The organism is Ruegeria sp. AH12 (assembly GCF_056541465.1).
The window spans coordinates 568,759-594,853 of sequence record NZ_JBQFYL010000001.1; the positions used below are offsets into that span (position 1 = coordinate 568,759).

The window sequence follows — 26,095 nt, forward strand, 5'->3', positions numbered from 1 at the left end:
TACAGGCGAAGGGATTTTCAGCACGATTTCCCGTTCGTTCAGTTTGGGACTACTCCCACTCGATCGTTCCGGGCGGCTTAGACGTGATATCGTAGGTGCAGCGGTTGATGCCCTTGACCTCGTTGATGATCCGCGTGGCGGTTTCGCCCAAAAACTCATGGCTGAACGGATAATAATCCGCCGTCATGCCATCGACCGAAGTAACCGCGCGCAGGGCGCAGGCGTAGTCATAGGTGCGGCCGTCGCCCATCACGCCCACGGTGCGCACGGGCAGAATGGCAACAAAGGCCTGCCAGATATCATCATAGAGCCCGTGTTTGCGGATCTGGTCGATATAGATGGCGTCAGCCTCGCGCAGAATCTCCAGCTTTTCGCGGGTGATCTCGCCGGGGCAACGAATTGCCAGGCCGGGGCCGGGGAAGGGGTGGCGGCCAATAAAGCTGGCGGGCAGACCCAGTTCGCGACCCAAGGCGCGGACCTCATCCTTGAATAGCTCACGCAGGGGTTCAACCAGTTTCAAGCCCATCTTTTCAGGAAGACCGCCCACATTGTGGTGCGATTTGATCGTCACCGAGGGACCGCCCGAGAAAGAAACAGACTCGATCACATCCGGATACAGCGTTCCCTGAGCCAGGAATTCGGCCCCTTCGATGGTATCGGCATGTTTCTGGAACACGTCGATGAACAGCTTACCTATGATCTTGCGCTTGGTTTCCGGGTCGGATTGACCGTCCAACTCGCCCAGAAACAGTTCGGATTCGTCGGCGTGTATCAACTGAATATTGTAATTATCGCGGAACATGCCAACGACTTCCTGGGCCTCGTTCTTCCGCAGCAACCCGTGGTCGACGAACACACAGGTCAGCTGATCGCCGATGGCTTCGTGAATCAGGATCGCCGCGACCGAACTGTCAACGCCGCCGGACAAGCCGCAGATGACCCTTTTGTCGCCGACTTGTTCACGGATTTTGCGGATCATTTCCTCACGATAGGCACCCATGGTCCAATCGCCTTTGAAGCCTGCGAGCTTTACAAAATTCTCATACAGCTTGGCGCCCTTTGGGGTGTGGTGCACTTCGGGGTGGAACTGGACTGCATAGAAATGGCGTGTCGTGTCGGCTGTGATCGCGTAGGGCGCGTTAGGCGAAGTGCCATAAACCTCGAACCCCGGTGCCAACTGGCTGACATGGTCACCGTGGCTCATCCAGACCTGTTCGTCACCTTCAGCAAACCAATCGTCCAGCAGGGACAAGGCACCCTTAGGGCTGACAAAAGCACGGCCGAATTCCGCAGTGCCGCCACCGCCCGAAATTTTACCACCTTCGACCTTCCCACCCAGTTGCTGCATCATCACCTGCTGGCCATAGCAGATGCCAAGAATTGGAACGCCGTAGTCGAAAATCTCTTGCGGGGCGCGGGGTGATCCTTCGCGCGTCACACTGTCGGGCCCACCCGAGAAGATCACGGCGCGCGGGGCCATTTCGCGCACAAGGTTCATCGTGACATTCTGATAAGGGTGGATTTCGCAATAGACATTCAACTCGCGCAGGCGGCGTGCAATCAGCTGCGTCACCTGGCTGCCGAAGTCGATGATCAGAAGGCGGTCATGGGTGTCTTGGGTCATATCCGCGCCTTAGGCCAAGCGCATCAGTTTCGCAAGAGCAACCTCTGATCCTCAGGTAAGTTCTGCGAACCCAAAAAAGGAATTGTAAAAGTTTTGTAACGAAAATATGACGGCTCGGCTGGGTCAAGGAATGCCCCGATAAGACAAGGGACAGAAATTGCCGATTTCCATCGAGATAGCCGCATTAAACCTGGGACTGGCGCTGTTTTGTGGCGCTTTGATCGGGTCAGAGCGTCAGGTGCGTCAAAGAATGGCGGGACTGCGCACCAATGCCCTTGTTGCGCTAAGTGCCGCCGCCTTTGTTGTATTCTCAGCGCTTTTTCCCGATGAGGTGAGCCCAACGCGTGTTGCGGCTCAGGTGGTTTCGGGCATCGGCTTTTTGGGGGCCGGGATAATCTTCCGGCACGGGTTCACGATTCACGGCCTCAATACCGCGGCAACGCTGTGGTGTTCGGCAGCAGTTGGAATGATGGCGGGGGCGGGTGCCTGGGTGTTCGCCGTCATGATGACGGGCTTCGTCATCTTCGTGAACCTTGGCCTCAGGCCGTTGGTGAAGTGGCTAAAACGCACGACGCGTGCCGGGGTGCCTCTGACGCAAGAGTTTAAGGTTGTTCTTCAATGCTTGGAAGAGGCGCAGGCAGATGCCCGTGTCGCTGTTCTCAAGGCATTGGCGCAGAACAATGTTCGGATCGTGGGCTTTGAAAAAGGCGACGCAATTGAGGGCAAGCGAACAATTGCTGTTCTTGTCTCGATGGAGGATCATCCCGAAGAACTGCAGCATAAGGTTGTGGCTCCACTGATGTTAGAGCCAAGCATCGACAGTATCGAGTGGGATACGATCTCGGAAGCGTAGCGTCATCGCCGCGACGGATCAGATGATTGCGAACGCTGCGCCCAATGTCGCTTTTCCCCCCAGAGCGCCGTAAACCATATGCCTGCGGGTGCTCAATCCTGTAACTAAGCTGTCAATCTAAACACATCAGACGGGATTTCTCATGGCAGAGGCAAGCACCCGACGCAGGGCGAGAGGTGGCGGTGGCGCCGCCCGCCGTGCCGAGCGCACCGCAGTTCGTATCGAAACGGCGAAGTATATCGAACGCAACATTCCGAATTTCGAGATCCTCAACGAAGAAGCGTTGGAGATCATCGAACACAACGCGGAAACCGTGCTGGAAGAGATCGGTGTCAACTTTGTCGACAATCCGGCCGCGCTGGAGCGCTGGCGCGATGCCGGCGCCGATATTGATGGCGAACGCGTGCGCATCCCCCGTGGATTGGCGCGCGAGCTGATCAAGACCGCCCCCAGCGAGTTCACGCAACACGCCCGCAACCCCGAGAAATCGGTGGTGATTGGCGGCCGCAATCTGGTGCTGGCTCCGGTTTATGGCCCGCCGTTTGTGCGGGATGCTCAAGGTGGCCGCCGCTATGCGACCATGGATGACTTCAACAAGTTCGTGAAACTGGCCTATATGTCCAAGTGGCTGCACCATTCGGGCGGTACCGTATGCGAACCGACCGATATTCCGGTGAACAAGCGGCACTTGGATATGCTCAAGGCGCATATGACCCTATCTGACAAGCCGTTCATGGGATCAGTCACCGATCCTAGCCGGGCGCAGGATTCTGTTGAAATGTGCGAGATTCTGTTCGGCAAAGAGTTCGTTCAGAACAACACAGTCATGACCTCGCTGACCAACATCAACTCACCGATGACATTCGATGACGTAATGATGGGCGCGCTGGAGGTGTATGCCAAGAACAACCAGGCCTGTATCATTTCGCCCTTTATCGTGGGCGGTGCAATGGCGCCTGTTTCGGTTGCGGGCACGCTGACGCAGGTTCTGGCAGAAGTGCTGGCGGGTATTTCTTACAGCCAGATCATTCGGCCCGGCGCGCCGGCAATCTTCGGGGCCTTTGTGACCTCGATCGACATGAACTCTGGCGCGCCGACATTCGGTACACCAGAGGCGGCGCATATCACCTATGGCGCAGGTCAATTGGCCCGCCGCCTGAACCTGCCGTACCGCTCTGCCGGATCGTTCTGCGGCTCGAAACTGCCGGATGCGCAGGCGGCCTATGAAACGGCGAACTCACTGAACATGGGGTTGATGGCTGGTGTGAACTTTATGCTGCATGCCTGTGGCTGGTTAGAAGGTGGTCTGGTTGCCGACTTTGAAAAGTTCGTCATGGATGCCGACCAGTTGGGTGTTTTGCATGGGCTGGCCAAAGGCGTGGCTTATGATGAAAACGCTCAGGCCATGGATGCGATCCGCGAGGTTGGTCCGGGCGGGCACTATCTGGGTTGCGCGCATACGCAGGCCAACTTCAAAGAAGCCTTCTGGAAATCCGACGTTCTGGATTACAAGCCGTTCGAGACCTGGCAGGACGAAGGGTCGCGCGATACCCGGCAGTTGGCGTCGAGCCGGGTAGAACATCTGTTGGCCAACTATCAGCAGCCACAGATGGACCCGGACACAGCCGCAGCGCTTGAGGCCTACATCGCTGAGAAGAAAGCCTCGATGCCGGATGCGTTTACCTGATCAGTTCAGGGCCGAGGCGCGGTTGGCCTGATACAACTGCGCCTCACCCAACAGCGCGATCAGAAGATCCAGATGCCGCACCAATGAGTAAGCGGCATCTTCTTCTTTTCGTTGCGTGTTTACCTCTCGCTCAAGATCCATCAGCCGCATCAGCGCCGCGCCTGTACTGGGTAGCGATCCATAGCCCAGAATGCGCTGCAGATGTCGGTCCCGATTGTAGTCCTGCACCCCGAGTTTTGCCGCCCGTGTCAGCAGCCGTGGGCGGCGAAGTGTCGTGATCATGGTCATCAGGTCCTGCATCTTCCGTGTTCCTTTACGCGGTTTTGATTTGGCCTGTTTGTCACACAACCTAAGCGGGTGTTGCTTGGTGCGGGTTCCCTCCGAACTATGGTTTCACGACTGTTTATCATTTTGAATCAAATCTGGTTAGCAACCGTTGGGGTTAACGAACGAGTAACGAAAGCACCTCTAGTTAGATTTGGTTAACTCAAATTCCGCGGGCGAAAAGTGGCAGTCAATTTTGTCGACGAGGGCAAATGAATATGGAAAACTACATGGCTTTCACCATACCGGCTTGGGTGCCCGAAGGGGCGCAGCGATACCTTGCGCATACCGAGACCGGTCGATCGATACGAGATATCGCACGATCCGAGGGGTGCCATGCATCAACTATTCTGCGACAAATCAGACGTATCGAAATGCGTCGGGATGATCCACTTGTGGATGCTGCGTTGCAATCGCTGGCCGAAACGCATTTCTCGATCTCGGAAGATCACCGGGTTGGGCAAGAGTCAGAAGACGCAGAGAATTTTGATCAGGAAGCGATGCGGATACTGCGTCGTCTGTGCGAAACCGGATCGGTTCTTGCCGTTGCGGAAGATATGGATAAGGCGGTTGTTGTTCGGGATACCGGCGATGCCGCGGCAACCCGAACGGCCGTTGTCGATTGCAAGATTGCGCAGGCGCTAGCGCTGCAGGATTGGATCAGCTGCGACAATCCTGGTCGCATCTCGCGATACCGGATTTCGGCATCGGGGCGCGCGGCGCTGAACCGTCTGGTGGCAGAAGCAGAGAACGAGGCCCGCACCAAGAATGATTTTGGAATGGCTGAGGCTCAGATGCCGTTTCAGGCCAAAGCCACAACACCGCAAACGGATCGGACGCGGCGGATTCGTTATTGTGCCGCCGAAAGCCCCTTGGTCGCGCTGGCGCGTCGCAAGGATCGCGATGGCAAACCCTTTCTGGACGAAAGCCTTGTCAGCGCCGGAGAGCGCCTGCGCGAGGATTTCGAACTGGCACAGATCGGGCCGCAGGTCGCGCAGAACTGGGATCGATTCTTGACGGGGGGTGGCAGGGGCAGATTTGACAGTGAATCGCATGGCGGGCGCGGATCTTCGGATGCGCGAGATCGGGTCGCGCGGGCATTGTCGGATTTGGGGCCGGGGCTGAGCGACGTGGCCTTACGCTGTTGCTGTTACCTCGAAGGGTTGGAGGCAGCAGAGAAGCGAATGGGTTGGTCTGCACGGTCCGGCAAGATCGTTCTGCGTATCGCCTTGCAACGCCTGAAACGCCATTACGAGGGCCAGACGGAACGGGACCAGATGATCGGATAATGGCCATATACAACCCTTGCGGAATCGCCTGGTGTTGATAAGCAGGGGTTATGGGCTTTACCCTCAGACAATTGCAATATTTTCAGGCCGTCGCCGAACAGCGCAACTTTGGTCGTGCGGCTCAGGTCTGCAATGTGTCCCAACCCGCGTTATCGGTTCAGATCAAAGCGCTGGAAGAGATTATGGGCGGTGTTCTGTTCGAAAGACAGGCCCGCGACATTTTGCTGACGCCATTGGGGCGCGATGTGCTGGAGCGCGCGCGCCTGATCCTCGGCGCCGCCGACCGGCTGGATCAGTTTGCGCGCGATCATTCGGGCGGGCACAGGTCCTTATCCATTGGCATTATCCCAACGATTGCACCTTATCTTTTGCCTGGCGTTCTGGCTGGTTTGCGTTCGGGTGATGTTTCGCTGCGGGTGCAGATACGTGAGGCCAGAACCGAGCGTCTGTTGGCCTTGCTACGCGCGGGCGAGATTGACGCGGCTGTGCTGGCCTTGCCGGTTGGTGGCACCGAATTCCGGGAAACACCTCTGTTTCAGGATCAGTTCCTTTTGGCAGGCAGTGCTGCGCGTCTTGAAAAGGTATCAGCAAGCCCGGATATGCTGCGCCCACTTGATCTGCAATCCGCTCAATTGATGCTGCTTGAAGATGGTCATTGCCTGACCGATCAGGCGCTCGAGGTTTGCGGTCAGGACCGGGGCAGCGGGCAGATCAACATGGGGGCCTCATCCCTGGCAACGTTGTCGCGGTTGGTGGCCGAGGGGTTTGGTTTGACCCTGATGCCTGAGCTCGCGGCCCATGCGGAGGCTGAGGCCGTACCGGGCCTGCGACTGTTGCGGTTCGGCAGCCCTCAGCCCGCACGTACTGTCGGGCTGGTTCGCCGTGCTTCGAGCGGTAAGGCCGATTGGGCCGAAAGGCTGGAACACGTGATCCGCGATGTGGGTGAACAGATCGTAACGGCCACCCGAACATGAAATGGCCCGCCAAGGGGCGGGCCAGATCGTGGGTGTCGAAGTTGGCTTAGGCCAATTCAGGCTCTGCCGCCTGTTCCAAGTGTTTCATAAGGTTCTCGGGCGACGAAACCCCATACGGATCTTCGGGGCAGTTATCCATCAGGCCGGGTTCTTCGAACCAGGCTTCGACCACACCGTCATTGATGATCGCTGCATAGCGCCAGGACCGCATGCCAAAACCAAGATTGTCTTTGTCGACCAGCATGCCCATCTTGCGGGTGAATTCACCGGACCCGTCCGGGATGACCTTGACGTTTTTCAGCCCCTGATCCTGCGCCCATTTGTTCATCACAAAGCTGTCGTTGACCGACATGCAGTAGATAGCATCAACGCCTTTGGCGACGAAATCGCCGTAGCCCTTCTCGAAACCCGGTAGTTGGTAGGTCGAGCAGGTCGGGGTAAACGCACCGGGCAGCGAGAACAGGATAACCCGCTTGCCCGCGAAATAATCCGCGGTGATGACATCCTGCCAGCGATAGGGGTTGGGGCCTTCGATGGCCTCATCCCGGACGCGAGTGTGAAAGGTAACATCAGGCAGTTTTGCGCCGGATTTCATGCTGGATCTCCTGTGATTCATATTGAATTGACTTGGGATTAGAACAGTTGATCCGGGCCTTCAATCGTAGAAATGCTGCATATGCGAGTTATCTCTAAGCGATAGGTAATAAACGAAAAAACAAGACAATATTAGTTTGATTTCCGCCGCGTTCTGCGCTTGCGCGGTGTGCATGCATAGCGGCTATGCAGCGCTGGCGTAACCGGCCTCAGTGCACTATGCTATAGGTACACAAAGTTGACCCAATGCTAGGAAAGCGGCCCGTGCGAGATCTGAAGATCCCAGAACAACGTCATCCGGAAAAAGCTCACCGCCCGGACAATGCGCAGCCGAAAAAACCCAAATGGATTCGTGTGAAGGCGCCCGGTGGTAAAGGCTATGCCGAAACGCATCGGATCATGCGAGAAAACAATCTGGTCACCGTCTGCGAAGAGGCCGGCTGCCCCAATGTGGGCGAGTGCTGGAGCCAGGGTCACGCCACCATGATGATCATGGGTGAGATTTGTACCCGTGGCTGCACCTTCTGCAACATCGCGACCGGGCGTCCCGACGCGCTGGACGTGTTTGAACCAGGCCGTGTGGCGCATGCGGTTGAGAAATTGGGTCTGAACCATGTGGTGATCACCTCTGTCGATCGGGATGACCTAAAGGATGGTGGTGCAGATCATTTTGCGCAGACTATTCGCGCGGTGCGTCATCGATCACCCAAGACAACCATCGAAATTCTGACGCCGGATTTCCTGAAATGTGATCCGGAAGTTCTGGAGACTGTGGTGGAATCGAAACCGGATGTGTTCAACCACAATCTGGAAACCGTTCCGGGCCTTTATCCCGAGGTGCGTCCTGGTGCGCGGTATTTCCATTCTCTGCGTCTGTTGCAGCGGGTCAAAGAACTGGACCCGTCGATTTTTACCAAATCCGGCATTATGGTTGGGTTAGGCGAAGACAAACAGCAGGTTGCCCAGGTCATGGATGACATGCGCGCAGCCGACATTGATTTCCTGACCATCGGGCAGTATCTGCAGCCGACGCCTAAACATCACGCGGTGGATCGTTTCGTGACACCCGAAGAGTTCGAATCCTATGAAAAGGCGGCCTATGGCAAGGGATTCCTAATGGTTTCGGCTACACCGTTGACTCGGTCTTCCTACCATGCCGGTGATGATTTCGCCCGCCTGCGCGCTGCTCGGCAAGAAAAGCTGGGGCAGGCGTGACGCCAGACCATCTGGCGCGGCTCACACAGCTGCGCCACGAACTGCACCTAAAGCCCGAACTGTCCGGACAGGAACAGGCCACCGCCGCGCGGATGGCAAATGAGTTGCGGCACGCAGGCGCGGACACGGTTCTAACGGGGCTTGGAGGGCATGGCGTTGCCGCCATCTTCGACAGCGGCCAGACAGGTCCTTGTGTTGCGATTCGGTGTGAATTGGATGGGTTGCCGATACAGGAGCTTTCGGATCTTCCATATCAATCACAGATTCCGGGCAAAGGGCATCTGTGTGGTCACGATGGCCATATGGCGATGGTTCTGGGTGTGGCGTTGGCCTTGCAACAGCAACGCCCAATACGCGGACGTGCTGCCCTGATCTTCCAGCCCGCTGAAGAAACCGGGCAGGGGGCCAAAGCCTTTCGCGCTGATCCGCGTTTTGCAAAGATCGCGCCAGACTACGTGTTTTCGTTGCACAACTTGCCGGGTCTTGCGCTTGGTCGGGTCGAGCTGTGCAAAGGCCCTGCCAATTGCGCCTCACGCGGGATGCGAATTGGGTTGACGGGCAAAACCTCGCACGCCGCAGCGCCTCAGGATGGGGTGTCCCCGGCGGATGCGGTGTCAGCCCTGATTCCCAGGCTCACGGGCCTCGGCACGGGTGGCGACCTAAGCGAGGACTACGCGCTCACGACTATCACTCATGCGCGTTTAGGAGAGCGAACATTTGGCGTTGCCCCCGGGCAGGGTGAATTGTGGGTGACGTTACGCACGGTATCTGATCAACGCATGGACAAGCTCGTATCAGACGCCGAAGCGCTGGTGCAAAAGGTCGCGCGATCCGAAGGGCTTAGCGCCTCGATCAATTACGAAGATGTCTTTGACGCTTGCACCAATCATGCGGATGCCGTCGATATTTTATGCCATGCATGCGCGACACAAAACGTTACCTGTGACCTGACCGACCAACCGCAACGGTTTTCCGAGGATTTTGGACAGTTCGGCAAAGGTGCGAAAGCGGCGATGTTCTGGCTTGGGTCAGGGCGAGATCGCCCGCAACTCCACAATCCGGACTACGATTTCCCGGACGCCTTGATCCCGGTCGGAACGGGTATCTTCCTGAACGCGATCCGTCAGATTCTGGGCTGAAACCGCTGCTTACCCGTCTTGGGTGAACCTGACCTTGCCGATAAAGGGGAGGTTGCGATTGCGCTGCGCGTAGTCGATGCCGTAGCCCACGACAAACTCATCCGGGATTTCAAACCCGATCCAGTCCGAGCGGAAATCGACCTCTCGCCGGCTGGGTTTGTCCAGAAGAGCAATGGATTTCAGGCGATTTGGCTCGCGGCTGCGCAGCAGGTTTGTGACGTGGTTCAGCGTATGGCCGGTGTCAACGATATCTTCGACAACCAGTACATCGCGCCCTTCAATTGCGCCGCGCAAGTCTTTGAGAATACGGACTTCCCGGCTGCTCTCCATCGAATCGCCGTAAGACGAGGCCTCAAGGAAATCCACTTCGATCGGCAGGTCCAGCTCACGCACCAGATCGGCGATGAAAACGAAACTACCGCGCAACAGGCCGACCACGACCAGCTTGTCGGTATCGCCAAACTCTTCGGTGATTTCGCGACATAACTCCTCGATCCGCGCCGCGATGGCCTTGGCCGAGATCATCTCATCTATCACATATGCGCGGTCGCTCATCGCTGCCCCCTTGATCTTTGGCGCGCAACATACGACATGACGCGCCATTGTCACCTGTAAATGCCTGAATGCCATGCCTATCCACTCGGAAACCCGCCACCTGCCATACACCGCCCAACAGATGTATGATCTGGTCGCGGATGTCGCCCAGTATCCGCAGTTTCTGCCCTGGTGCGCGGCAGCCCGTATTCGCAAAACCTATGCGGTGGGCGAGGCTGAAGTGATGGAGGCTGATCTGGTCATCTCGTTCAAGGTGTTCCGCGAACGATTTGGCAGCCGGGTGACCCTGTATCCGGATCAGAAGAAAATCGATACCGAGTATCTGGATGGCCCGTTCAAATACATGAAATCCGATTGGCAGTTCGAGGACGCGCCTGAAGGTGGGTGCAACATCTCATTCCACGTGGATTTCGAGTTCAAGAACGCCATCCTGCAAGGCATTATCGGCGTTGTATTTAACGAAGCCATGCAGCGCATCGTGCGTGCGTTCGAGGCGCGCGCCGCCGCGCTTTACAGCTAAGGCTTTACCCGCGCTTGGCGCACGCTAGACTGCGCCTCATGTCAGATTTCACCTCAACACTGGCGGCATTTGCCGCAGGCCCGATCACGACAACCGCCCAGGCGCGCATCGTCACATCGCTTTCTGTTCTGGATTGGGTCGCTGTTGGCCGGGCCGGTATTAACGAGCCCGTTTCGACGATTGTCCGCGACATGGCGATGGACGAGAATGGTGCAGCGCAGGCGCATCTGTTCGGTGGAGGCGCCGCGCCCTTACGTACTGCGGCTTTGGTCAATGGTACAGTGTCCCATGCGTTGGATTATGACGACACCCATTTTGCCCATATCGGCCATCCTTCGGTCGCTGTCCTACCCGCGGCGTTGGCCGTGTCAGAGTGGGATGATCGTATCCTGGTCGATCTTCTGGAGGCGGCTTTGGTTGGGATGGAGACATCAATCCGTATCGGGCTGTGGCTGGGCCGTGGTCACTATCAGAACGGGTTTCATCAAACGGCCACAGCAGGGGCCTTTGGGGCAGCGGTTGCGGTCGGGCGCATTCTGGGGTTCAGCGCGGGTCAGATGCGGCAGGTGCTGGGCCTGACGGCGACCCGCGCGGCGGGTCTGAAGGCGCAATTCGGGACAATGGGCAAACCCTATAACGCTGGGATGGCCTCTGCTGCGGGCGTCGAGGCTGCGCTTCTGATTCACAAAGGGTTTGAGCCTAACGAGAACGCTATGGAGGGCCCGTTTGGTTTTGGCGCCACCCATCAAGGGGCTGCCGATGACGCCGCAGCGCTGGACGGTCTCGGAGATGAATGGCTGTTCGAATCCGTTAGCCACAAGTTCCACGCCTGTTGTCATGGATTGCATGCGGCGCTTGAAGCGGCACGTGATCTGGATATCGCCGAACCCGAAGTCGCTGAGATCAAGGTCAAAACGCATCCGCGCTGGATGAGCGTCTGCAACCAGATGTCACCCACCACAGGGCTCGAAGCCAAGTTCTCGTACCGTGCCGTGATCGCCATGCAGGCCCTTGGCTATGATACCGCCTTGCTCGGAAGCTACTCTCAGAAAGTCTGTGCAGACGCGCGTGTCAAATCGCTGCAGGATCGTATCGTGGTCGAAGCAGACGAGGCTTTGTCTGAGACGCAAGCCCAACTGGCCCTGCTGCGCCGCGATGGGGCTCGGCTTGAGGCAACACATGACCTGATGACCCCGATATCTCTGCCGGATCGAGAGGATCGTGTGCGCGCCAAAGCCTCGAAACTGATTGGCACGGATGAGGCGGACGCGATCTGGTCGATGCTGCGCACCGGAGGTCGCGCCCGCGATCTTGCGGCAAAACTGGCGGGTTAGACCACACGCCAGTGCAGAGGGAAGCCGGGATCAAAAACCGTAACGGGGCCGTCTTCGGTTTCGATCTTGTCGGGATATTCGACCGGGTCGCCTTTGGCCAACGTGATGGTATCTTCGTTCACCGGAAGGCCATAGAACGCGGGTCCATTCAGCGAGACGAACCCTTCCAACTTGTCCATGGCCCCTTCACGGTCGAACATTTCAGCCACCAGTGACATCGTGTTAGTTGCGGTGAAACACCCGGCGCAACCACAGGCCATTTCCTTGTTGTCATCCGTATGCGGCGCACTGTCCGTGCCCAGGAAATAACGTGGGTCACCCGATGTCGCAGCTTTCAGCAACTCGAGCCGATGTTCTTCGCGCTTGGCAACCGGAAGGCAGTAGTAGTGCGGTTTGATCCCGCCTACCAGAATGTGATTGCGGTTGATGATCAGGTGATGCGCCGTAATCGTCGCACCCAGATCGGCCTCATTGGCGGCAACATACTGAACGCCATCGCGGGTCGTGATGTGCTCCATCACCACACGCAGGCCCGGTGTGGCCTTGCGGATCGGGTCAAGAACGCGGTCGATGAACACCGCCTCACGGTCGAAGATGTCGATCTCGGCGTCTGTGACCTCACCATGCACACATAGGGGCAGACCAATCTCGGCCATTTTCTCAAGCACCGGGCGAACCTTGTCAAAATCTCGCACGCCCGAGGCTGAATTAGTCGTGGCCCCGGCCGGATAAAGCTTCACAGCCTTGACCAATCCGCTGGCATGGGCCGCAGCCAGATCGCTCGAGTCGGTATCCTCGGTCAGATACAGAGTCATCAGCGGCTCAAAATGCATGCCTTCTGGCAGCGCAGCCAGAATACGATCCCGATACGCGGCAGCCAGCGCACCGGTCACAACCGGGGGCACTAGGTTGGGCATAATGATCGCACGTCCAAAATGGCGTGCGGTTTCGGGCAGGACGGCCTTCAGCATCGCGCCATCGCGCAGATGCAAATGCCAATCGTCGGGGCGGCGGATCGTGATGCTTTCGGTCATGACGCCCCGCTAACATAGCGCGGGCCGCTGTGAAAGAGCCTGGAATGCGACTAAGGGACCATATCGGGCCGGGTTGACGACCGGCGCCCAGCGTGACCTTTTGGTCGGACGGAGGGATGCCATGTCAAAGATGCAGTCGATTGATGCGGTTCAGAAAACGTTGGGAGAGCAGGGTTATGTCTGCGGACGGGCTCTGGCGACCGTGGTGTTCTTATCGCTGAAACTGGGTCGGCCTCTGTTTCTGGAAGGCGAAGCTGGGGTTGGCAAGACCGAGATCGCCAAGGCGTTGGCCGCCGGATTGAACCGCCGCCTGATCCGTCTGCAGTGCTACGAAGGACTGGATGCCTCTTCCGCTGTCTATGAATGGAATTTCCCGGCCCAGATGGTGGCGATCCGCACGGCCGAGGCTTCCGGGGGTGCAGATCGAAACGCATTGCAAACAGAACTGTTCTCGGATGATTTCCTGATCGAGCGCCCGTTGTTGCAAGCGATGAGGCCCGATGAATACGGTGCGCCGGTTTTGCTGATCGACGAACTGGATCGCACCGACGAGCCGTTCGAGGCCTTCCTTCTCGAAGCGCTCAGCGATTTTCAGGTCACCATCCCCGAACTCGGCACCGTCAAGGCACCCGAACCGCCCATCGTCATCGTGACCTCGAACCGCACCCGCGAAGTGCATGACGCCCTGAAACGGCGTTGCCTGTATCACTGGGTCGACTACCCTGATTTCAATCGTGAGATTGAAATTCTGCACGCCCGCGCGCCCGAAGCCGCTGAGGCCCTTAGTCGCGAGGTTGTGGCCTTTGTTCAGCGTCTTCGCACCGAAGACCTGTTCAAGAAACCCGGCGTGGCAGAGACCATCGACTGGGCTAAATGCCTGTTGGCGCTGGACGTCATCAACCTCAGCCCCGAGGTGATCGGCGACACGCTGGGCGCGATCTTGAAATACCAGGATGACATCCAGAAGCTGCAGGGTTCGGAAGCGAAACGCATTCTGGATGAGGCCAAAGCGGATTTGGAACCGGTCTGATTCAATGCCCGTCGCTCCCGTTATTCATATCGGTGGCTGGCCAGGTGTTGGCAAAATGACAATCGGTCGGATCGTGGCCGAGACTTTGGGCGGACGTCTGATCCACAATCATTTGATGCTAGACGCCTCGCGCGCTCTCTACGCGCGCAACACGCTCGAGAGTATTGAAATGCGTGAGGAGGTTCGCAAACTCATACTCGACCGTGCCAAGAATTTGCCCAAGGACATAGCCATTGTTTTTACAGATGCGTTAGCGGATGAACCTGCGGCGGTTCCCTTGTTTCAACCAACGCTTGATTTTGCGAAAGATCGCAAAGCGCCTTTGCATCTATTTGTCTTGGATGCCACCGTTCAAGAGAACCAAAGAAGGCTGATGGATCCGACACGTGTTGGTGGGGCCAAACTGACTGATCCTCACATCCTTGCAAGTATTCGAAACTCAGAAAAGCTGCTCATTCCCGACACAGCGGTGGTTTTGGATGTAACAGATATGACGGCGGAGGCTGCGGCGGCGTTCATTGTCCAGCACCTGGAGGCGTCGCGTGGCTGAGCAACTCCCGTTGGATATCCCCGAAGACCCGAAGCTGGCTCAGAACATCACGCATTTCGCACGGGCCTTACGCAAAGCGGGATTGCCGATTGGGACGGGGCGGGTGGTGGATGCGATCCGGGCGGTGCAGGCTGCCGGTTTTACCCAAAGGCAGGATTTCTATTGGACCCTGCACGCCTGCTTTGTGAACCGGCCCGAACATCGCACCGTTTTTGCTCAGGTCTTTCGCCTCTACTGGCGCGACCCGCGATATCTGGAGCATATGATGTCCATGATGCTGCCTGCCATTCGTGGGGTGCAGGAGGAACGCAAAGCGGACGCCGCCGAAAAACGGGCGGCAGAGGCGTTGCTAGATGGGGTCGAGCGCGACCAGCCCGAAAGTACGAATGATAAGGGTGAGACCGAACTCGATATTGACGCGTCACAAACCGCATCCTCCGAAGAAAGGCTTCGCAGTCTGGATTTCGAACAGATGAGCACGGCAGAGATTGCCCAAGCCAAACGCCTTTTGGCGCGTCTCAGCCTTCCTGTTAAACCTATTGAAAGCCGCCGTGGACAGCCCAGTCATGTTGGTCATCGGATAGATCGGGCCAGAACCCTGCGTGCAGCAATGCGACAAGGGGGTGAACTCCACGAAATTGCCCGGCAAAAACAGCGACAGCGTTGGCCCAATCTGGTGGTGCTTTGCGACATCTCCGGGTCGATGAGCCAATATAGCCGCCTGATCCTTCACTTCCTGCACACGGTTTCGAATGCCAAGGGGGCGGGTTGGGCAAAGGTCCATGCCTTCACCTTTGGGACGCGGCTGACCAATATCACCCGCCACCTGCACCAACGCGATGTGGATGCCGCTTTGGCCGCTGCGGGGGCCGAGGCGCAGGATTGGGAAGGGGGCACACGTATCGGAGAGTGCCTGCACGCCTTCAACCGCGACTGGTCGCGCCGAGTGATGGGGCAGGGTGCAGTCGTCCTGCTGATCTCGGACGGGTTGGATCGGGGTGATCCAGAAGCGTTAGCCAAGGAAACCGAACGGTTGCACCTGTCTGCGCGCCGCCTGATCTGGCTCAATCCGCTGCTGCGCTGGGATGGGTTTGCGCCCAAGGCGCAGGGTGTGGCCGCGATGTTGCCACATGTTGATAGTTTTCGGGCCGGTCACTCCATTGCCTCGCTTGAAGACTTGGCGACCGTCATCTCGGAACCCGGTGACATGGGTGAGAAAGCGCGGCTTATGTCCGCGCTTTCAGGCTAGGATTTAGCCAAGTTGTTTTGCGTTGCACTCCCGTGCCATTTCCATCGCCTTATAGGTGCCGGTCAGATCGACGGTGAAGGCGAACTCCTTTTCGGGGAACACGATCATCACCTGTTTCTTCGCGATGTCTTCCGCGAACTGAGGGTCATCGGACAGGACATATCCGCCGGAATAACCTTTGGTGATGTTGCCCTTCATGCCTGTGGCTTCGCCCAGATACAGGTTGTCGCCCAGAAGGATTGCCACGGCTTCTTTCTCGCCGCGTTTGATGTTTGTCTTGGCTTTGGTGAACACACCAACATAGCCAACGCCGCGATCTTCGGTCAGCCCCATCTGGACCACATTTTCAGCGTTATCAATGGCTTCGATCAGGCAGGATTTACGCTCATTATCGATGAAGACTTTCCAGCCTTCGACCTCGCCATAGCGTTCATATGTATCCGCAGAGGCTGTGGTTGCAGCCAACATGCCGATTGCGGCGCCGAGTGTAAGAATGCGTTTCAACTCTGTGTCTCCGTTCTGAAATTTTGGGGGTCTGCCGGATTTGATTCCAAGCATGATGACAGACTAGAAGTCGGGCGAGATAGGATCAATCTGATATCACAACAACCCGCCTACGCTTTTCTTTGTATCATGGTTCACTATGTTGAACCGATACACCGCAGGAGGCTCTGATGCAGAGATTCGATAACAGCCCTGAAACGGCTCTGGACTGGTATCGCAGCGGGCGCGGCGCGGCCCTTGCAACTGTTGTCGAAACCTGGGGCAGTGCGCCGCGTCGCGTTGGAGCGCAGTTGGTCATCGGTGGCGATGGTCGGATCGAAGGCTCTGTCTCGGGTGGCTGCGTCGAAGGGGCTGTGATTGTCGAGGCACTGGAAGCTATCGACGAGGGTGAGGCGCGCCTATTGGAGTTTGGTGTCAGCGACGAGGACGCCTTTGCCGTCGGTCTGGCTTGCGGCGGCACCATCCGGGTTTTGGTCGAGCCGGTGGGCGAGGTTTTGCCCGAACCCATGCTGGCCGAACTGGTCTCCGCGCGGGCAGCGCGCGAGCCCTTGGCCTATGAAGTCAATATCGACAGCGGCCACCGGTCCCTGCGGCGCAACAAATATCCCGACCGTTTGCGCATTGACCGGTCAGGTTTCGAAGAAGATGGCAAAACCTTTGTTGCCGTCCACAATCCGCCGCTTCGGCTGATCGTCGTCGGCGCAGTTCACATCGCGCAGGCGCTTGTGCCGATGGCCCGGATCGCCGGATATGATCCCGCAATTGTCGACCCGCGTGAGGCCTTCGCATCTGACGCCCGCTTTCCGGGTGAGACTATTCTCACGGATTGGCCGGATGAGGCCGTTGCCAAGCTGGGATTGGATACGCGTACCGCGGTCGTGTTGCTGACCCATGACCCAAAGCTGGATGATCCCGCACTGCAAGCCGCGCTTGAGGCGAATGTGTTCTACATCGGCGCGCTGGGTTCGACCCGGACCCACGCGAAACGGGTAGCGCGGATGCAAGCCGCCGGGTTTACCGACGCACAGATCGATCTGATCCATGGACCTATCGGCCTGGATATCGGAGCGTCTGATCCATCAGAGATTGCAGTGGCCATCCTGGCCCAGATGACGGCTGTTCTGCGGGGCAAGGCATGAAGTTTGGCCCAATGCCCGTCAATCAGGCGAAGGGAGCGATCCTTGCGCATTCAGTTTCAGCAAACGGGCGCAAGCTGCGCAAGGGATTGACGCTCTCAGATGATCACATTGCGGAACTGACCCAAGCGGGGTTGACCGAAGTCACCGTCGCGCAACTGGATCCCGGAGACTGTCATGAAGATGAGGCGGCTGGTCTTTTGGCGCGCGCTTTGGTTCCCGATGCAGAGGCCGCCAATCTGCGGATCACCGAAGCGTTTACCGGGCGCGTGAACCTTTTGGCTGATAGTCCGGGCGTTGTGATCTTAGATGTCGAAGCACTGGAACAGTTCAATCGGGTCAACCCGATGATCACCGTCGCTACCGTGCCTCAGCACCAGCAAATGAACGATGGGGGTATGGTCGCAACGATCAAGATCATCTCCTATGCGGTTCCCGTGGCTGACGTTCGGCGTGCCGCAAACTATGCGCTAAGCGCGGTTCGATTGATTGCACCGGTCCACAAAACTGCAGGGCTTATCGTCACTGATATTCCTGGTGGCCCACGGAATGAAAAAGGCATCGCGGCCATAAAAGGGCGGGTCGAGCTGTTGGGGATGGAGCTGAGCGACGTTCAGATCGTGCCTCACGATAGCGGCCGGATCGCTACGGCAATCGCCCAGATGCCTGGGGACCTGTTGATGATCCTGACCGCTTCGGCAACGTCGGATGTGGATGATGTGGCCCCGTCAGCCATTCGTGAGGCCGGAGGGGTGGTGGATCGGTTTGGGATGCCGGTCGATCCCGGCAATCTGCTGTTTCTGGGGTCGTTGGGTAAGCGCCCTGTAATCGGGCTACCGGGCTGCGCGCGGTCCCCTGCCTTAAACGGGGCGGATTGGGTTCTGTCCCGCGTGGCTTGCGGCGTTGAGACAACTGGTGCGGATATCGCCGCGATGGGGGTCGGCGGATTGCTCAAGGAAATCCCGACACGCCCCCAACCACGCGCGCATCGCAAGCCGTAACGCGACGGTATTTTGACCCGTTTCGCTATCGCACTAAATCGTGAGTGCTAAGCGGCGCATAGCGCGTCGAATACGACAAAATTTTTGTTCTCAAACAATAATTCCCGTGCTTAACTTGTTCACAGGGAGAAAATCAAAACTGGGAGGAATTCATGACACAGGTCTCAATGACCGTGAACGGTAAATCCGTTAGCGGTGATGTCGAAGGCCGGACCCTGCTGTCCAGCTTTCTGCGCGATCATCTGTCTCTTACCGGCACCCATGTAGGGTGCGATACGGCTCAATGCGGAGCCTGTGTCGTGCATGTGAATGGCGAGGCGGTGAAGTCCTGCAACATGCTGGCCCTTGAGGCGGATGGAGCTGAGGTTGGCACGATTGAAGGCCAGTCTGGCCCGGATGGCTTGTTGAACGTGATCCAGCAGGCGTTTCAGGATCACCACGGGTTGCAATGCGGCTTTTGTACGCCGGGTATGGTGATGAGCGCGGCGGCCTTGCTGAAGGACAATCCGCGCCCGACCGAGGCTGAGATCCGCAAATATCTTGAGGGCAACCTGTGCCGCTGCACGGGCTATCACAACATCGTCAAGGCGATCATGGCCGCTTCGGGCCAGGACGTCAGCAGCATCGCCGCCGAATAAGCGGCCTCAGGGAGGAGAACAAGCAATGCCCAAAGACAGTGGCATCGGAGCCAGTTCCAAGCGGCGCGAGGACGTGCGCTTTCTGACCGGAGCAGGCAATTACACCGACGACATCAACGTGGCCGGACAGGCCTATGTTCATTTCCTGCGCTCGGATATCGCGCATGGCCGGATCACCAGCCTTGATACCTCGGCGGCCGAGGCCATGCCGGGCGTGGTCAAGGTGTTTACCGGCAAAGATTTCGAAGGCGTGGGCGGCATGCCCTGCGGCTGGGAGGTGACGGACAAGCACGGCGCGCCCATGCAGGAGCCTGCGCATCCCATTCTGGCCCAAGGCAAGGTGCGCCATGTGGGCGATCCCATCGCCGCCATCGTGGCCGACAGCCTGGAACAGGCGCGCGACGCGGCCGAGGCGATTGATCTGGATATCGAGGAACTGCCCGCCGTGATCGACATGAAAGCCGCCGCGCAAGAGGGCGTGACGCTGGTCCATGACGATCTGAAGAACAACATCTGCTATGACTGGCAGCTGGGTGAAGCGGATGACGCCAAGGTCAACGAGGTCTTCGCCAATGCGGCCCATGTGACCACGCTGGATCTGGTCAACAACCGCCTGGTCGCCAACCCGATGGAACCGCGCGTGGCGGTGGGCGAGTATAAACGTGGCACGGATGAGTACACGCTCTATACCACTTCGCAGAACCCGCATGTGATCCGCCTGCTGATGTGCGCCTTTGTGCTGGGCCTGCCCGAGCACAAGGTCCGCGTGGTGGCCCCGGATGTGGGCGGTGGTTTTGGCACCAAGATCTTCCACTATGCGGAAGAGGCGTTCTGTACCTTCGCCGCCAAGGCCTGCAACCGGCCTGTGAAGTGGACCTCCAGCCGGTCCGAGGCGTTCATGTCGGACGCCCATGGCCGGGATCATGTCAGCAAAATCGAACTGGCGCTGGATGCAGACAATAACTTCATCGGGTTGCGCACCAACACCTACGCGAACCTTGGGGCGTATCTGTCGACTTTCTCCAGTTCCGTGCCCACATGGCTGCACGGCACGCTGATGGCTGGCAATTACAAGACGCCGGTCATTCAGGTGAATGTGAAGGCGATGTTCACCAATACGGTGCCGGTGGATGCCTATCGCGGCGCGGGCCGGCCTGAGGCGACGTTCCAGTTGGAACGCGTGGTGGACAAGGCCGCGCGCGAGCTGGGAGTCGACCCGATTGCCCTGCGCCGCCAGAACTTCATCACCCAGTTCCCCTATGACACACCGGTGGCGCTGACCTATGACACCGGGGATTACAACGGGACGATGGACAAGCTTGAGGCTGCCGCCGATCTGTCAGGTTTCGCCGCGCGCCGTGCGGCAAGCGAGGCCAAGGGCAAGCTGCGGGGTCTGGGCATCAACTGCTATATCGAGGCGTGCGGCATTGCGCCCTCGAACATCGTTGGCATGCTGGGGGCCCGAGCGGGTCTTTATGACGCGGCCACCGTGCGGGTGAATGCCACCGGTTCAATCAGCGTCATGGTCGGCGCACATAGCCACGGGCAGGGGCATGAGACCGCCTTCCCGCAGGTTGTGGCTGACATGATCGGTATCGACGAGTCGATGGTCGAGATCGTGCATGGCGACACTTCGAAGATCCCGTTCGGCATGGGCACCTATGGCTCGCGCTCGCTGGCGGTCTGTGGCTCAGCGATGGTCAAGGCGACCGAGAAGGTGATCGACAAGGCCAAGAAGATCGCCGCTCACCTGTTGGAAGCCTCCGAGGCCGATATCGAGCTGAAGGACGGTCAGTTCAGCGTGGCAGGCACCGACAAGTCGGTGGCTTGGGGCGATGTGACCCTGACGGCTTACGTGCCGCATAACTTCCCGCTGGAGGTGGAGCCGGGGCTGGAGGAGACCGCGTTTTACGACCCGGCCAACTTCACCTTCCCGGCGGGGGCCTATGCCTGCGAGGTCGAGGTTGATCCCGAGACCGGGCAGGTCAGTATCGAGAAGTTCACGGCGGCGGATGACTTTGGCAACATCGTCAACCCGATGATCGTGGATGGCCAGGTTCATGGCGGTATTGGTCAGGGTATCGGCCAGGCTCTGTTGGAGAACTGCGCCTATGACGAGAATGGCCAGTTGCTAAGCGCGTCCTTCATGGATTACGCCATGCCGCGCGCCGATGATGTGCCCTTCTACGGCGTCGATCATTCCAGCCAGACGCCCTGCACGCATAACCCGTTGGGGGTGAAGGGCTGTGGTGAGGCCGGGGCGATCGGCTCGCCTCCGGCTGTGGTCAATGCGGTGCTGGATGCGCTGAACGCGGGCGGCAAGGCGGTGGATCACATCGACATGCCGGTGAGCCCGTCGCGCGTTTGGGCAGCGATGAACAGCTGAGAGGTTGGGGTAGCTGGGGGCTCTGCCCCCAGACCCCCGGGATATTTTTAGCCAGATGAAGGGCGGATCCGCGCCTTTCGGAAAGGAAGACGAGATGTACAGTTTCGAGTTTGAAAAGCCCACGACCATTGCCGACGCGGTTGCCGCGATGGGGGCCGAGGATGCGCAGGCGCTGGGTGGGGGTCAGACGCTGATCCCGACGCTGAAGCAGCGCCTGGCGGCGCCATCCGTGCTGGTCAGCATGAGTGGGATTGCCGAGATGCAGGGGGTCTGTGTCGAGGATGACGGCTCGGTCACCATTGGCGGGGCGACGCCCCATGCCACGGTCGCGCGCGAGGCGGCGGGGTCTTATCCGGCGCTGGCCGCGCTGGCGGGTCAGATCGGTGATCCGGCGGTGCGCAATCGCGGCACCATCGGCGGGTCAGTTGCCAATAACGATCCGGCGGCCTGTTATCCGGCGGGTGTTTTGGGGTCGGGCGCGACGGTTGTGACCAACACGCGCCAGATTGCGGCGGATGACTTCTTTGAAGGCATGTTCAGTACTGCGCTGGATGAGGGCGAGATCATCACCTCGGTCCGATTCCCGGTGCCGCAAGCGGCAAGCTACCAGAAGTTCCTGCAACCCGCCTCGCGCTTTGCCTTGGTCGGGGTTTATCTGGCCCGGTTTGCCGATGGTGTGCGGGTGGCCGTCACCGGCGCCAGCGAGGACGGCGTGTTCCGCTGGTCCGAGGCGGAAGCCGCGCTCAACACCGAGTTTCGCGCCGACGCCCTGATGGGGCTGAAGGTCAACCCGATGAACATGATCGCCGACCTGCACGGAAGCAAAGACTACCGCGCACATCTGGTCTCCGTCATGACCAAACGCGCAGTCCAAGCTTGTTTGTAGAAAACCGATAGACACAGCAAAGCTCCGGTGAAAACCGGGGCTTTTTCACGTGCGGCGTAGTCTGGGCAATTTTTGCGGCTGCCAATAAGCGCCTGTGTCTTCACGGGCTTTCTCATAGGCCTCGACTCGGTGAAGGGCATCTTGACCACCTGCAGAAAAGAGATGGCTCAGCAGGCATTCCAGAACGGCCATCGCCCCGGAAAAGCTAGAGAAATGGTGCATTGACCGTGTGCTGATCTGTAAGCTGACATCGGGGCGCACTCCCGGTGCGATCACATCACTATCTGAAATCAGGATGATCCGGACGCCCTTATCAGCGGCAAAGCGCATGGTGCGGATGGTTTCGGCTGAATAGGGCCTGACGGTAATAGCCAGCAGGCAATCGCCGCTGCCCGCATCCAGCAGATCATCTGCTGCAGAGCCCATATGCCGGGGAACCAGCTGCAATCCGGGATGGGCCATGCGACCTGCATAGTGAAAGTAATAGGCCAGGGCATAGCTGGCCCGTGTTGCTGTGACAAAGCACCGTTGCGTGTTCAGAATGAGATCTGTTGCGGCCTTGACCCGTCCAGGTTCTACAAGGCGCAGGGATCGGGCGACCACGTTCAACTCATTGCGGGCAAAATCGGCTTGGGCCGCGCTGAACGGCCCGTCGGACGATTGAAGCGATAACCAATCCTGGTGCAACCGATCCTCTCCATCCGTGACCAGGGCTTGACGAAACGGGTGGCGAAATGCGTCGTAGCCGTCATAGCCCATCCGTTGAGCAAGGCGGACAAGAACGTTAGAACTGACGCCGATCTTCCGGGCCGTTGTGCGGATCGGATCAAGGCCGAAATCGCCGGGATGATCGATCACGTATTTCGCAGCCGCCTGCAGTTGTGGCGGCATGTGATCAATGTCGTGCCGGAGGGTTCTGATCAAATGGCTATACGTATCGGTCATTGAACAAAGAAAACATATGTTTTCTATGTTGCCAATTGAAAACAAGCTGGAACAGAGTAGGTCGAGCTGAGGCAATTGCGGAGGGTCCGGTGGCCACAACCCCTTATATTCTAGTCGCGCCGAATGGTGCCCGGCGTGGACCTGAGGATCACGCCAAGCTGCCGGTCACCTTGGATCAGACCATATCAACCGCACGGGCATGTCATTTGGCAGGGGCGGATGGTCTGCATCTTCACATTCGGGGCGCGGATGGGCGGCATTCGCTGGATGTAGCGCGATATCTTGAGGCGGTCGCAGAGCTGAACAGGCAACTCCCTAAGCTGGATGTTCAGATCACGACTGAGGCGGCAGGTCTCTATGATGTTGAGGCGCAGTTTGAGTGTTTGCGCCGAGTGCAACCAAAATGGGCCTCCATCTCGGTACGAGAAATCGCCCGGCAGCCGGATCTGGCCGAACGCGTCTATGGGCTGTGTCATGATCAGGGCACACGGGTGCAGCATATTCTGTATGACGCTGAGGACGCGGCGCTGCTGAACGAATGGCAGAACGCGGGCGTCGTGCGAGACGGGCAGGTGGATCGCCTGCTGGTGCTGGGGCGGTACACAGTCAATCAAATCTCCTCACCCGAAGATATCGCATCCTTTCCGCAGGATACTTCCCCGTGGATGGTGTGCGCGTTTGGGCCTCTCGAACATGCGTGTCTGGCTGAGGCGGCGCGGCAGGGCGGTGATCTGCGGGTTGGATTTGAAAACAGCTTGACGAATTCGGACGGCCAGCCTTGGCCTGACAATGCAGCCTCGGTCACAGGACTCATGGCTTTGCTTAAAGGAGCTTCCCAATGAGCCACGTGTTTCCCCGACATACCAAATCCACTTTGCCCGTCGCAGTGGCGGGCGAGGGGTGTTACCTGATCGACGCAGATGGCAAACGCTATTTGGATTGTGGTGATGCGGCAGTGTCTTGTTTGGGGCACTCGAACCCTGCGGTCACTAGGGCCGTGCAGCAGCAGGTTGAGCAGATTGCCTTTGCGCATAGCGGCTTCATGACCTCGGAACCGGCTGAAACGCTGGCGGATTTGCTGATCAAACACGCCCCGGGTGATTTGGAGCGGGTTTATTTTGTATCCGGTGGGTCCGAGGCCACCGAGGCAGCGATCAAACTGGCACGGCAGTACTATTTAGAGATCGGGCAGCCCGAACGCCGCCATGTGATTGCACGCAAGCAGAGCTACCATGGCAACACGTTGGGCGCGTTGTCAGCGGGCGGCAATGAATGGCGCCGGGCGCAGTTTGCACCCATGTTGATCGGTATGTCCCATATCGCGGCCTGTTACGAATATGCTGAAAAGCCCGACAATGAGAGCAGCTTTGATTATGGCCAGCGCGTCGCCAATGAGCTTGAGGCCGAAATTTTGCGCCTTGGCCCGGATACCGTGATGGCGTTCATGGCAGAGCCGGTGGTGGGCGCGACTTTGGGGGCGGTTCCAGCCGTTGATGGGTATTTCCAGCGGATTCGGGAGATTTGCGATCAATACGGCGTGCTTTTGATTTTGGATGAGGTCATGTGCGGTATGGGGCGAACCGGCCATCTTTTCGCCTGCGATCATGACCAGATCAGTCCGGATATATTGTGCATCGCCAAAGGGTTGGGGGCCGGATATCAACCGATCGGTGCGATGTTGTGTACCGGTAAAATCTATGATGCCATTCGGGACGGTTCAGGCTTTTTTCAACATGGCCACACTTATATCGGCCACCCAGTCGCCACCGCAGCCGCCCTGGCTGTTGTTCAGGAATTGACCTCCAAAGACCTGCCAAAACGCGCCGCGGCGATGGGCGATAAACTGGAAGCGGCGCTGAACGCGGCCTTTGGTCAGCATTCTCATGTGGGGGATATACGCGGGAGAGGGCTGTTCTGGGGGCTGGAGCTGGTGACTGATCGCGCGACCAAAACCCCGTTTGACCCATCTTTGTGGCTAGCGGGGAAGGTTAAGAAAGCGGCGTTGGCCGAAGGTCTGATTTGTTATCCGATGTCGGGTACCCGCGATGGTAATACCGGTGATCACATCCTGCTGGCACCACCTTTCATCATCGAAGAGGCCCAGATCGACGAGTTGGTCACCAAGCTTTCGGCGGCGTTGGACGCGTCCCTCTGACAATTCTGTGAGGGGCCTTTCCGCCAGCGAGGGCCTGATTAAGCTCGACCTGAAATAAAGACAGTAAGGTCCTTGAAAATGCTCAGAGATATCTGGATCAGCTTCCGAAACCTTCCGGCCTGGGTCCAAATTTGGATGTCGGTCGTTCTGGTTCCGGCCAATTTGGTGCCGCTGGCGTTTTTGGATCAGCCCTATGGGACGGTGATTGCGGGGCTGGCCATTCTGGGGATGACATTGAACCTGCCGATCATGATGGCAGAGCGTGGCATGTCGCGCGCCATGGCGCTTCCGCATCTGCTGTTCTGGACGCCGATGGTTTTGATCATCGTCTACGTCCTGAACACGCATACCGATCTTCTGCCGATCTACGCGCAGTTTTTGCTTGTGCTGCTGGTGGTCGATCTTATTTCGCTGGGCTTTGACCTGCGAGACGCGATTTTGTGGAACAAAGACCGCAAAAGGCAGTAATGCGC

26 protein-coding genes are annotated in these 26,095 nt (G+C 58.3%); 19 read left to right on the top strand and 7 right to left on the bottom strand.

The annotated features are described in order from the left end of the window. Positions 1–49: 49 nt before the first annotated feature. Positions 50–1,624, bottom strand: a complete 1,575-nt coding sequence (gene guaA / locus ACR0EL_RS02855; RefSeq protein ID WP_480498037.1) for a glutamine-hydrolyzing GMP synthase — start codon at positions 1,622–1,624, stop codon at positions 50–52. 157 nt (positions 1,625–1,781) lie between these two features. Here guaA and ACR0EL_RS02860 point away from each other — a divergent pair, with 157 nt between their 5' ends. Together ACR0EL_RS02860 and ACR0EL_RS02865 are read left to right on the top strand one after the other, a co-directional pair. Beyond that, positions 1,782–2,477 (top strand): MgtC/SapB family protein, encoded by a 696-nt coding sequence (locus ACR0EL_RS02860; RefSeq protein ID WP_170530088.1) that lies wholly within the window; start codon positions 1,782–1,784, stop codon positions 2,475–2,477. 142 nt (positions 2,478–2,619) lie between these two features. Further along, the gene (locus tag ACR0EL_RS02865) at positions 2,620–4,164 is read left to right on the top strand and encodes a trimethylamine methyltransferase family protein (protein ID WP_480498040.1); all 1,545 of its coding nucleotides are present in this window, start codon (positions 2,620–2,622) and stop codon (positions 4,162–4,164) included. Here ACR0EL_RS02865 and ACR0EL_RS02870 read toward each other — a convergent pair whose 3' ends face one another. Then, positions 4,165–4,464: a DUF6477 family protein gene (locus ACR0EL_RS02870; RefSeq protein WP_353007213.1), complete on the bottom strand. Its 300-nt coding sequence runs from the start codon at positions 4,462–4,464 to the stop codon at positions 4,165–4,167. Positions 4,465–4,706: 242 nt separating this feature from the next. On the opposite strand from ACR0EL_RS02870, the gene ACR0EL_RS02875 reads away from it, so the two are divergent. Together ACR0EL_RS02875 and ACR0EL_RS02880 are read left to right on the top strand one after the other, a co-directional pair. Then, positions 4,707–5,777 carry a DUF6456 domain-containing protein gene (locus ACR0EL_RS02875; protein WP_480498416.1) on the top strand — a complete coding sequence of 357 codons (1,071 nt, stop codon included), beginning with the start codon at positions 4,707–4,709 and terminating at the stop codon, positions 5,775–5,777. 50 nt (positions 5,778–5,827) lie between these two features. Then, positions 5,828–6,751, top strand: coding sequence for a LysR substrate-binding domain-containing protein (locus ACR0EL_RS02880; RefSeq protein WP_480498042.1), 924 nt, complete (start codon positions 5,828–5,830; stop codon positions 6,749–6,751). 46 nt (positions 6,752–6,797) lie between these two features. On the opposite strand, the gene ACR0EL_RS02885 is transcribed toward ACR0EL_RS02880, so the two are convergent. After that, positions 6,798–7,346 (bottom strand): redoxin family protein, encoded by a 549-nt coding sequence (locus ACR0EL_RS02885; RefSeq protein ID WP_480498044.1) that lies wholly within the window; start codon positions 7,344–7,346, stop codon positions 6,798–6,800. Positions 7,347–7,609: 263 nt separating this feature from the next. On the opposite strand from ACR0EL_RS02885, the gene lipA reads away from it, so the two are divergent. Beyond that, positions 7,610–8,560 carry a lipoyl synthase gene (gene lipA, locus ACR0EL_RS02890; RefSeq protein WP_480498046.1) on the top strand — a complete coding sequence of 317 codons (951 nt, stop codon included), beginning with the start codon at positions 7,610–7,612 and terminating at the stop codon, positions 8,558–8,560. Further along, the gene (locus ACR0EL_RS02895) at positions 8,557–9,699 is read left to right on the top strand and encodes an amidohydrolase (RefSeq protein ID WP_480498048.1); all 1,143 of its coding nucleotides are present in this window, start codon (positions 8,557–8,559) and stop codon (positions 9,697–9,699) included. The genes lipA and ACR0EL_RS02895 overlap by 4 nt, the downstream gene beginning before the upstream one ends. Positions 9,700–9,708: 9 nt before the next feature. On the opposite strand, the gene hpt is transcribed toward ACR0EL_RS02895, so the two are convergent. After that, complete coding sequence (gene hpt / locus ACR0EL_RS02900) at positions 9,709–10,254, bottom strand: hypoxanthine phosphoribosyltransferase (protein WP_480498050.1); 546 nt, start codon at positions 10,252–10,254, stop codon at positions 9,709–9,711. 73 nt (positions 10,255–10,327) lie between these two features. On the opposite strand from hpt, the gene ACR0EL_RS02905 reads away from it, so the two are divergent. Together ACR0EL_RS02905 and ACR0EL_RS02910 are read left to right on the top strand one after the other, a co-directional pair. Beyond that, positions 10,328–10,774, top strand: coding sequence for a type II toxin-antitoxin system RatA family toxin (locus ACR0EL_RS02905; protein WP_480498052.1), 447 nt, complete (start codon positions 10,328–10,330; stop codon positions 10,772–10,774). A gap of 38 nt (positions 10,775–10,812) precedes the next feature. After that, positions 10,813–12,108 (top strand): MmgE/PrpD family protein, encoded by a 1,296-nt coding sequence (locus ACR0EL_RS02910; protein ID WP_480498053.1) that lies wholly within the window; start codon positions 10,813–10,815, stop codon positions 12,106–12,108. Here the strand turns inward: ACR0EL_RS02910 and pyrC are convergent. Then, positions 12,105–13,142 carry a dihydroorotase gene (gene pyrC, locus ACR0EL_RS02915; protein ID WP_480498055.1) on the bottom strand — a complete coding sequence of 346 codons (1,038 nt, stop codon included), beginning with the start codon at positions 13,140–13,142 and terminating at the stop codon, positions 12,105–12,107. The genes ACR0EL_RS02910 and pyrC overlap by 4 nt on opposite strands. A gap of 121 nt (positions 13,143–13,263) precedes the next feature. Here pyrC and ACR0EL_RS02920 point away from each other — a divergent pair, with 121 nt between their 5' ends. The 3 genes from ACR0EL_RS02920 (at position 13,264) to ACR0EL_RS02930 (ending at position 15,971) form a co-directional block, all read left to right on the top strand. Then, positions 13,264–14,172, top strand: coding sequence for an AAA family ATPase (locus tag ACR0EL_RS02920; protein ID WP_480498057.1), 909 nt, complete (start codon positions 13,264–13,266; stop codon positions 14,170–14,172). 85 nt (positions 14,173–14,257) lie between these two features. Continuing rightward, the gene (locus ACR0EL_RS02925) at positions 14,258–14,722 is read left to right on the top strand and encodes a hypothetical protein (RefSeq protein ID WP_480498059.1); all 465 of its coding nucleotides are present in this window, start codon (positions 14,258–14,260) and stop codon (positions 14,720–14,722) included. Next, complete coding sequence (locus tag ACR0EL_RS02930; RefSeq protein WP_480498060.1) at positions 14,715–15,971, top strand: vWA domain-containing protein; 1,257 nt, start codon at positions 14,715–14,717, stop codon at positions 15,969–15,971. The genes ACR0EL_RS02925 and ACR0EL_RS02930 overlap by 8 nt, the downstream gene beginning before the upstream one ends. Before the next feature lie 3 nt (positions 15,972–15,974). On the opposite strand, the gene ACR0EL_RS02935 is transcribed toward ACR0EL_RS02930, so the two are convergent. Beyond that, a complete protein-coding gene (locus ACR0EL_RS02935) occupies positions 15,975–16,475 on the bottom strand; it encodes a hypothetical protein (protein ID WP_480498062.1) in 501 nt (166 codons plus the stop codon). 170 nt (positions 16,476–16,645) lie between these two features. On the opposite strand from ACR0EL_RS02935, the gene ACR0EL_RS02940 reads away from it, so the two are divergent. The 5 genes from ACR0EL_RS02940 (at position 16,646) to ACR0EL_RS02960 (ending at position 22,522) form a co-directional block, all read left to right on the top strand. Then, on the top strand, positions 16,646–17,614 hold the full coding sequence (locus ACR0EL_RS02940) for an XdhC family protein (protein WP_480498064.1): 969 nt from the start codon (positions 16,646–16,648) through the stop codon (positions 17,612–17,614). Then, positions 17,611–18,612: a molybdopterin-binding protein gene (locus ACR0EL_RS02945; RefSeq protein ID WP_480498066.1), complete on the top strand. Its 1,002-nt coding sequence runs from the start codon at positions 17,611–17,613 to the stop codon at positions 18,610–18,612. Before ACR0EL_RS02940 ends, ACR0EL_RS02945 begins: the two co-directional genes overlap by 4 nt. A gap of 152 nt (positions 18,613–18,764) precedes the next feature. Next, positions 18,765–19,250, top strand: a complete 486-nt coding sequence (locus tag ACR0EL_RS02950) for a (2Fe-2S)-binding protein (RefSeq protein ID WP_480498068.1) — start codon at positions 18,765–18,767, stop codon at positions 19,248–19,250. Between the two features lie 25 nt (positions 19,251–19,275). Continuing rightward, positions 19,276–21,636 (top strand): xanthine dehydrogenase family protein molybdopterin-binding subunit, encoded by a 2,361-nt coding sequence (locus ACR0EL_RS02955; RefSeq protein ID WP_480498070.1) that lies wholly within the window; start codon positions 19,276–19,278, stop codon positions 21,634–21,636. Positions 21,637–21,730: 94 nt separating this feature from the next. Further along, the gene (locus ACR0EL_RS02960) at positions 21,731–22,522 is read left to right on the top strand and encodes an FAD binding domain-containing protein (protein WP_480498072.1); all 792 of its coding nucleotides are present in this window, start codon (positions 21,731–21,733) and stop codon (positions 22,520–22,522) included. A 45-nt stretch (positions 22,523–22,567) separates the two neighbouring features. On the opposite strand, the gene ACR0EL_RS02965 is transcribed toward ACR0EL_RS02960, so the two are convergent. Continuing rightward, the gene (locus tag ACR0EL_RS02965; RefSeq protein ID WP_480498074.1) at positions 22,568–23,413 is read right to left on the bottom strand and encodes a MurR/RpiR family transcriptional regulator; all 846 of its coding nucleotides are present in this window, start codon (positions 23,411–23,413) and stop codon (positions 22,568–22,570) included. 143 nt (positions 23,414–23,556) lie between these two features. Between ACR0EL_RS02965 and ACR0EL_RS02970 the strand changes: the two genes are divergently transcribed. The 3 genes from ACR0EL_RS02970 (at position 23,557) to ACR0EL_RS02980 (ending at position 26,090) form a co-directional block, all read left to right on the top strand. Then, positions 23,557–24,309 carry a beta-keto acid cleavage family enzyme gene (locus ACR0EL_RS02970; protein ID WP_480498076.1) on the top strand — a complete coding sequence of 251 codons (753 nt, stop codon included), beginning with the start codon at positions 23,557–23,559 and terminating at the stop codon, positions 24,307–24,309. Next, on the top strand, positions 24,306–25,622 hold the full coding sequence (locus tag ACR0EL_RS02975; RefSeq protein WP_480498078.1) for an aspartate aminotransferase family protein: 1,317 nt from the start codon (positions 24,306–24,308) through the stop codon (positions 25,620–25,622). Before ACR0EL_RS02970 ends, ACR0EL_RS02975 begins: the two co-directional genes overlap by 4 nt. Before the next feature lie 78 nt (positions 25,623–25,700). Beyond that, positions 25,701–26,090 carry a hypothetical protein gene (locus ACR0EL_RS02980; protein WP_480498080.1) on the top strand — a complete coding sequence of 130 codons (390 nt, stop codon included), beginning with the start codon at positions 25,701–25,703 and terminating at the stop codon, positions 26,088–26,090. Positions 26,091–26,095: the final 5 nt, after the last annotated feature.

Coding starts and splice junctions, on each gene's coding strand:
- guaA (WP_480498037.1), bottom strand. CDS start 1,624: ATGACCCAAGACACCCATGACCGCCTTCTGATCATCGACTTCGGCAGC.
- ACR0EL_RS02865 (WP_480498040.1), top strand. CDS start 2,620: ATGGCAGAGGCAAGCACCCGACGCAGGGCGAGAGGTGGCGGTGGCGCC.
- ACR0EL_RS02870 (WP_353007213.1), bottom strand. CDS start 4,464: ATGCAGGACCTGATGACCATGATCACGACACTTCGCCGCCCACGGCTG.
- ACR0EL_RS02875 (WP_480498416.1), top strand. CDS start 4,707: ATGGAAAACTACATGGCTTTCACCATACCGGCTTGGGTGCCCGAAGGG.
- ACR0EL_RS02880 (WP_480498042.1), top strand. CDS start 5,828: ATGGGCTTTACCCTCAGACAATTGCAATATTTTCAGGCCGTCGCCGAA.
- ACR0EL_RS02885 (WP_480498044.1), bottom strand. CDS start 7,346: ATGAAATCCGGCGCAAAACTGCCTGATGTTACCTTTCACACTCGCGTC.
- hpt (WP_480498050.1), bottom strand. CDS start 10,254: ATGAGCGACCGCGCATATGTGATAGATGAGATGATCTCGGCCAAGGCC.
- ACR0EL_RS02905 (WP_480498052.1), top strand. CDS start 10,328: ATGCCTATCCACTCGGAAACCCGCCACCTGCCATACACCGCCCAACAG.
- ACR0EL_RS02910 (WP_480498053.1), top strand. CDS start 10,813: ATGTCAGATTTCACCTCAACACTGGCGGCATTTGCCGCAGGCCCGATC.
- pyrC (WP_480498055.1), bottom strand. CDS start 13,142: ATGACCGAAAGCATCACGATCCGCCGCCCCGACGATTGGCATTTGCAT.
- ACR0EL_RS02920 (WP_480498057.1), top strand. CDS start 13,264: ATGTCAAAGATGCAGTCGATTGATGCGGTTCAGAAAACGTTGGGAGAG.
- ACR0EL_RS02940 (WP_480498064.1), top strand. CDS start 16,646: ATGCAGAGATTCGATAACAGCCCTGAAACGGCTCTGGACTGGTATCGC.
- ACR0EL_RS02945 (WP_480498066.1), top strand. CDS start 17,611: ATGAAGTTTGGCCCAATGCCCGTCAATCAGGCGAAGGGAGCGATCCTT.
- ACR0EL_RS02950 (WP_480498068.1), top strand. CDS start 18,765: ATGACACAGGTCTCAATGACCGTGAACGGTAAATCCGTTAGCGGTGAT.
- ACR0EL_RS02955 (WP_480498070.1), top strand. CDS start 19,276: ATGCCCAAAGACAGTGGCATCGGAGCCAGTTCCAAGCGGCGCGAGGAC.
- ACR0EL_RS02960 (WP_480498072.1), top strand. CDS start 21,731: ATGTACAGTTTCGAGTTTGAAAAGCCCACGACCATTGCCGACGCGGTT.
- ACR0EL_RS02965 (WP_480498074.1), bottom strand. CDS start 23,413: ATGCCGCCACAACTGCAGGCGGCTGCGAAATACGTGATCGATCATCCC.
- ACR0EL_RS02975 (WP_480498078.1), top strand. CDS start 24,306: ATGAGCCACGTGTTTCCCCGACATACCAAATCCACTTTGCCCGTCGCA.
- ACR0EL_RS02980 (WP_480498080.1), top strand. CDS start 25,701: ATGCTCAGAGATATCTGGATCAGCTTCCGAAACCTTCCGGCCTGGGTC.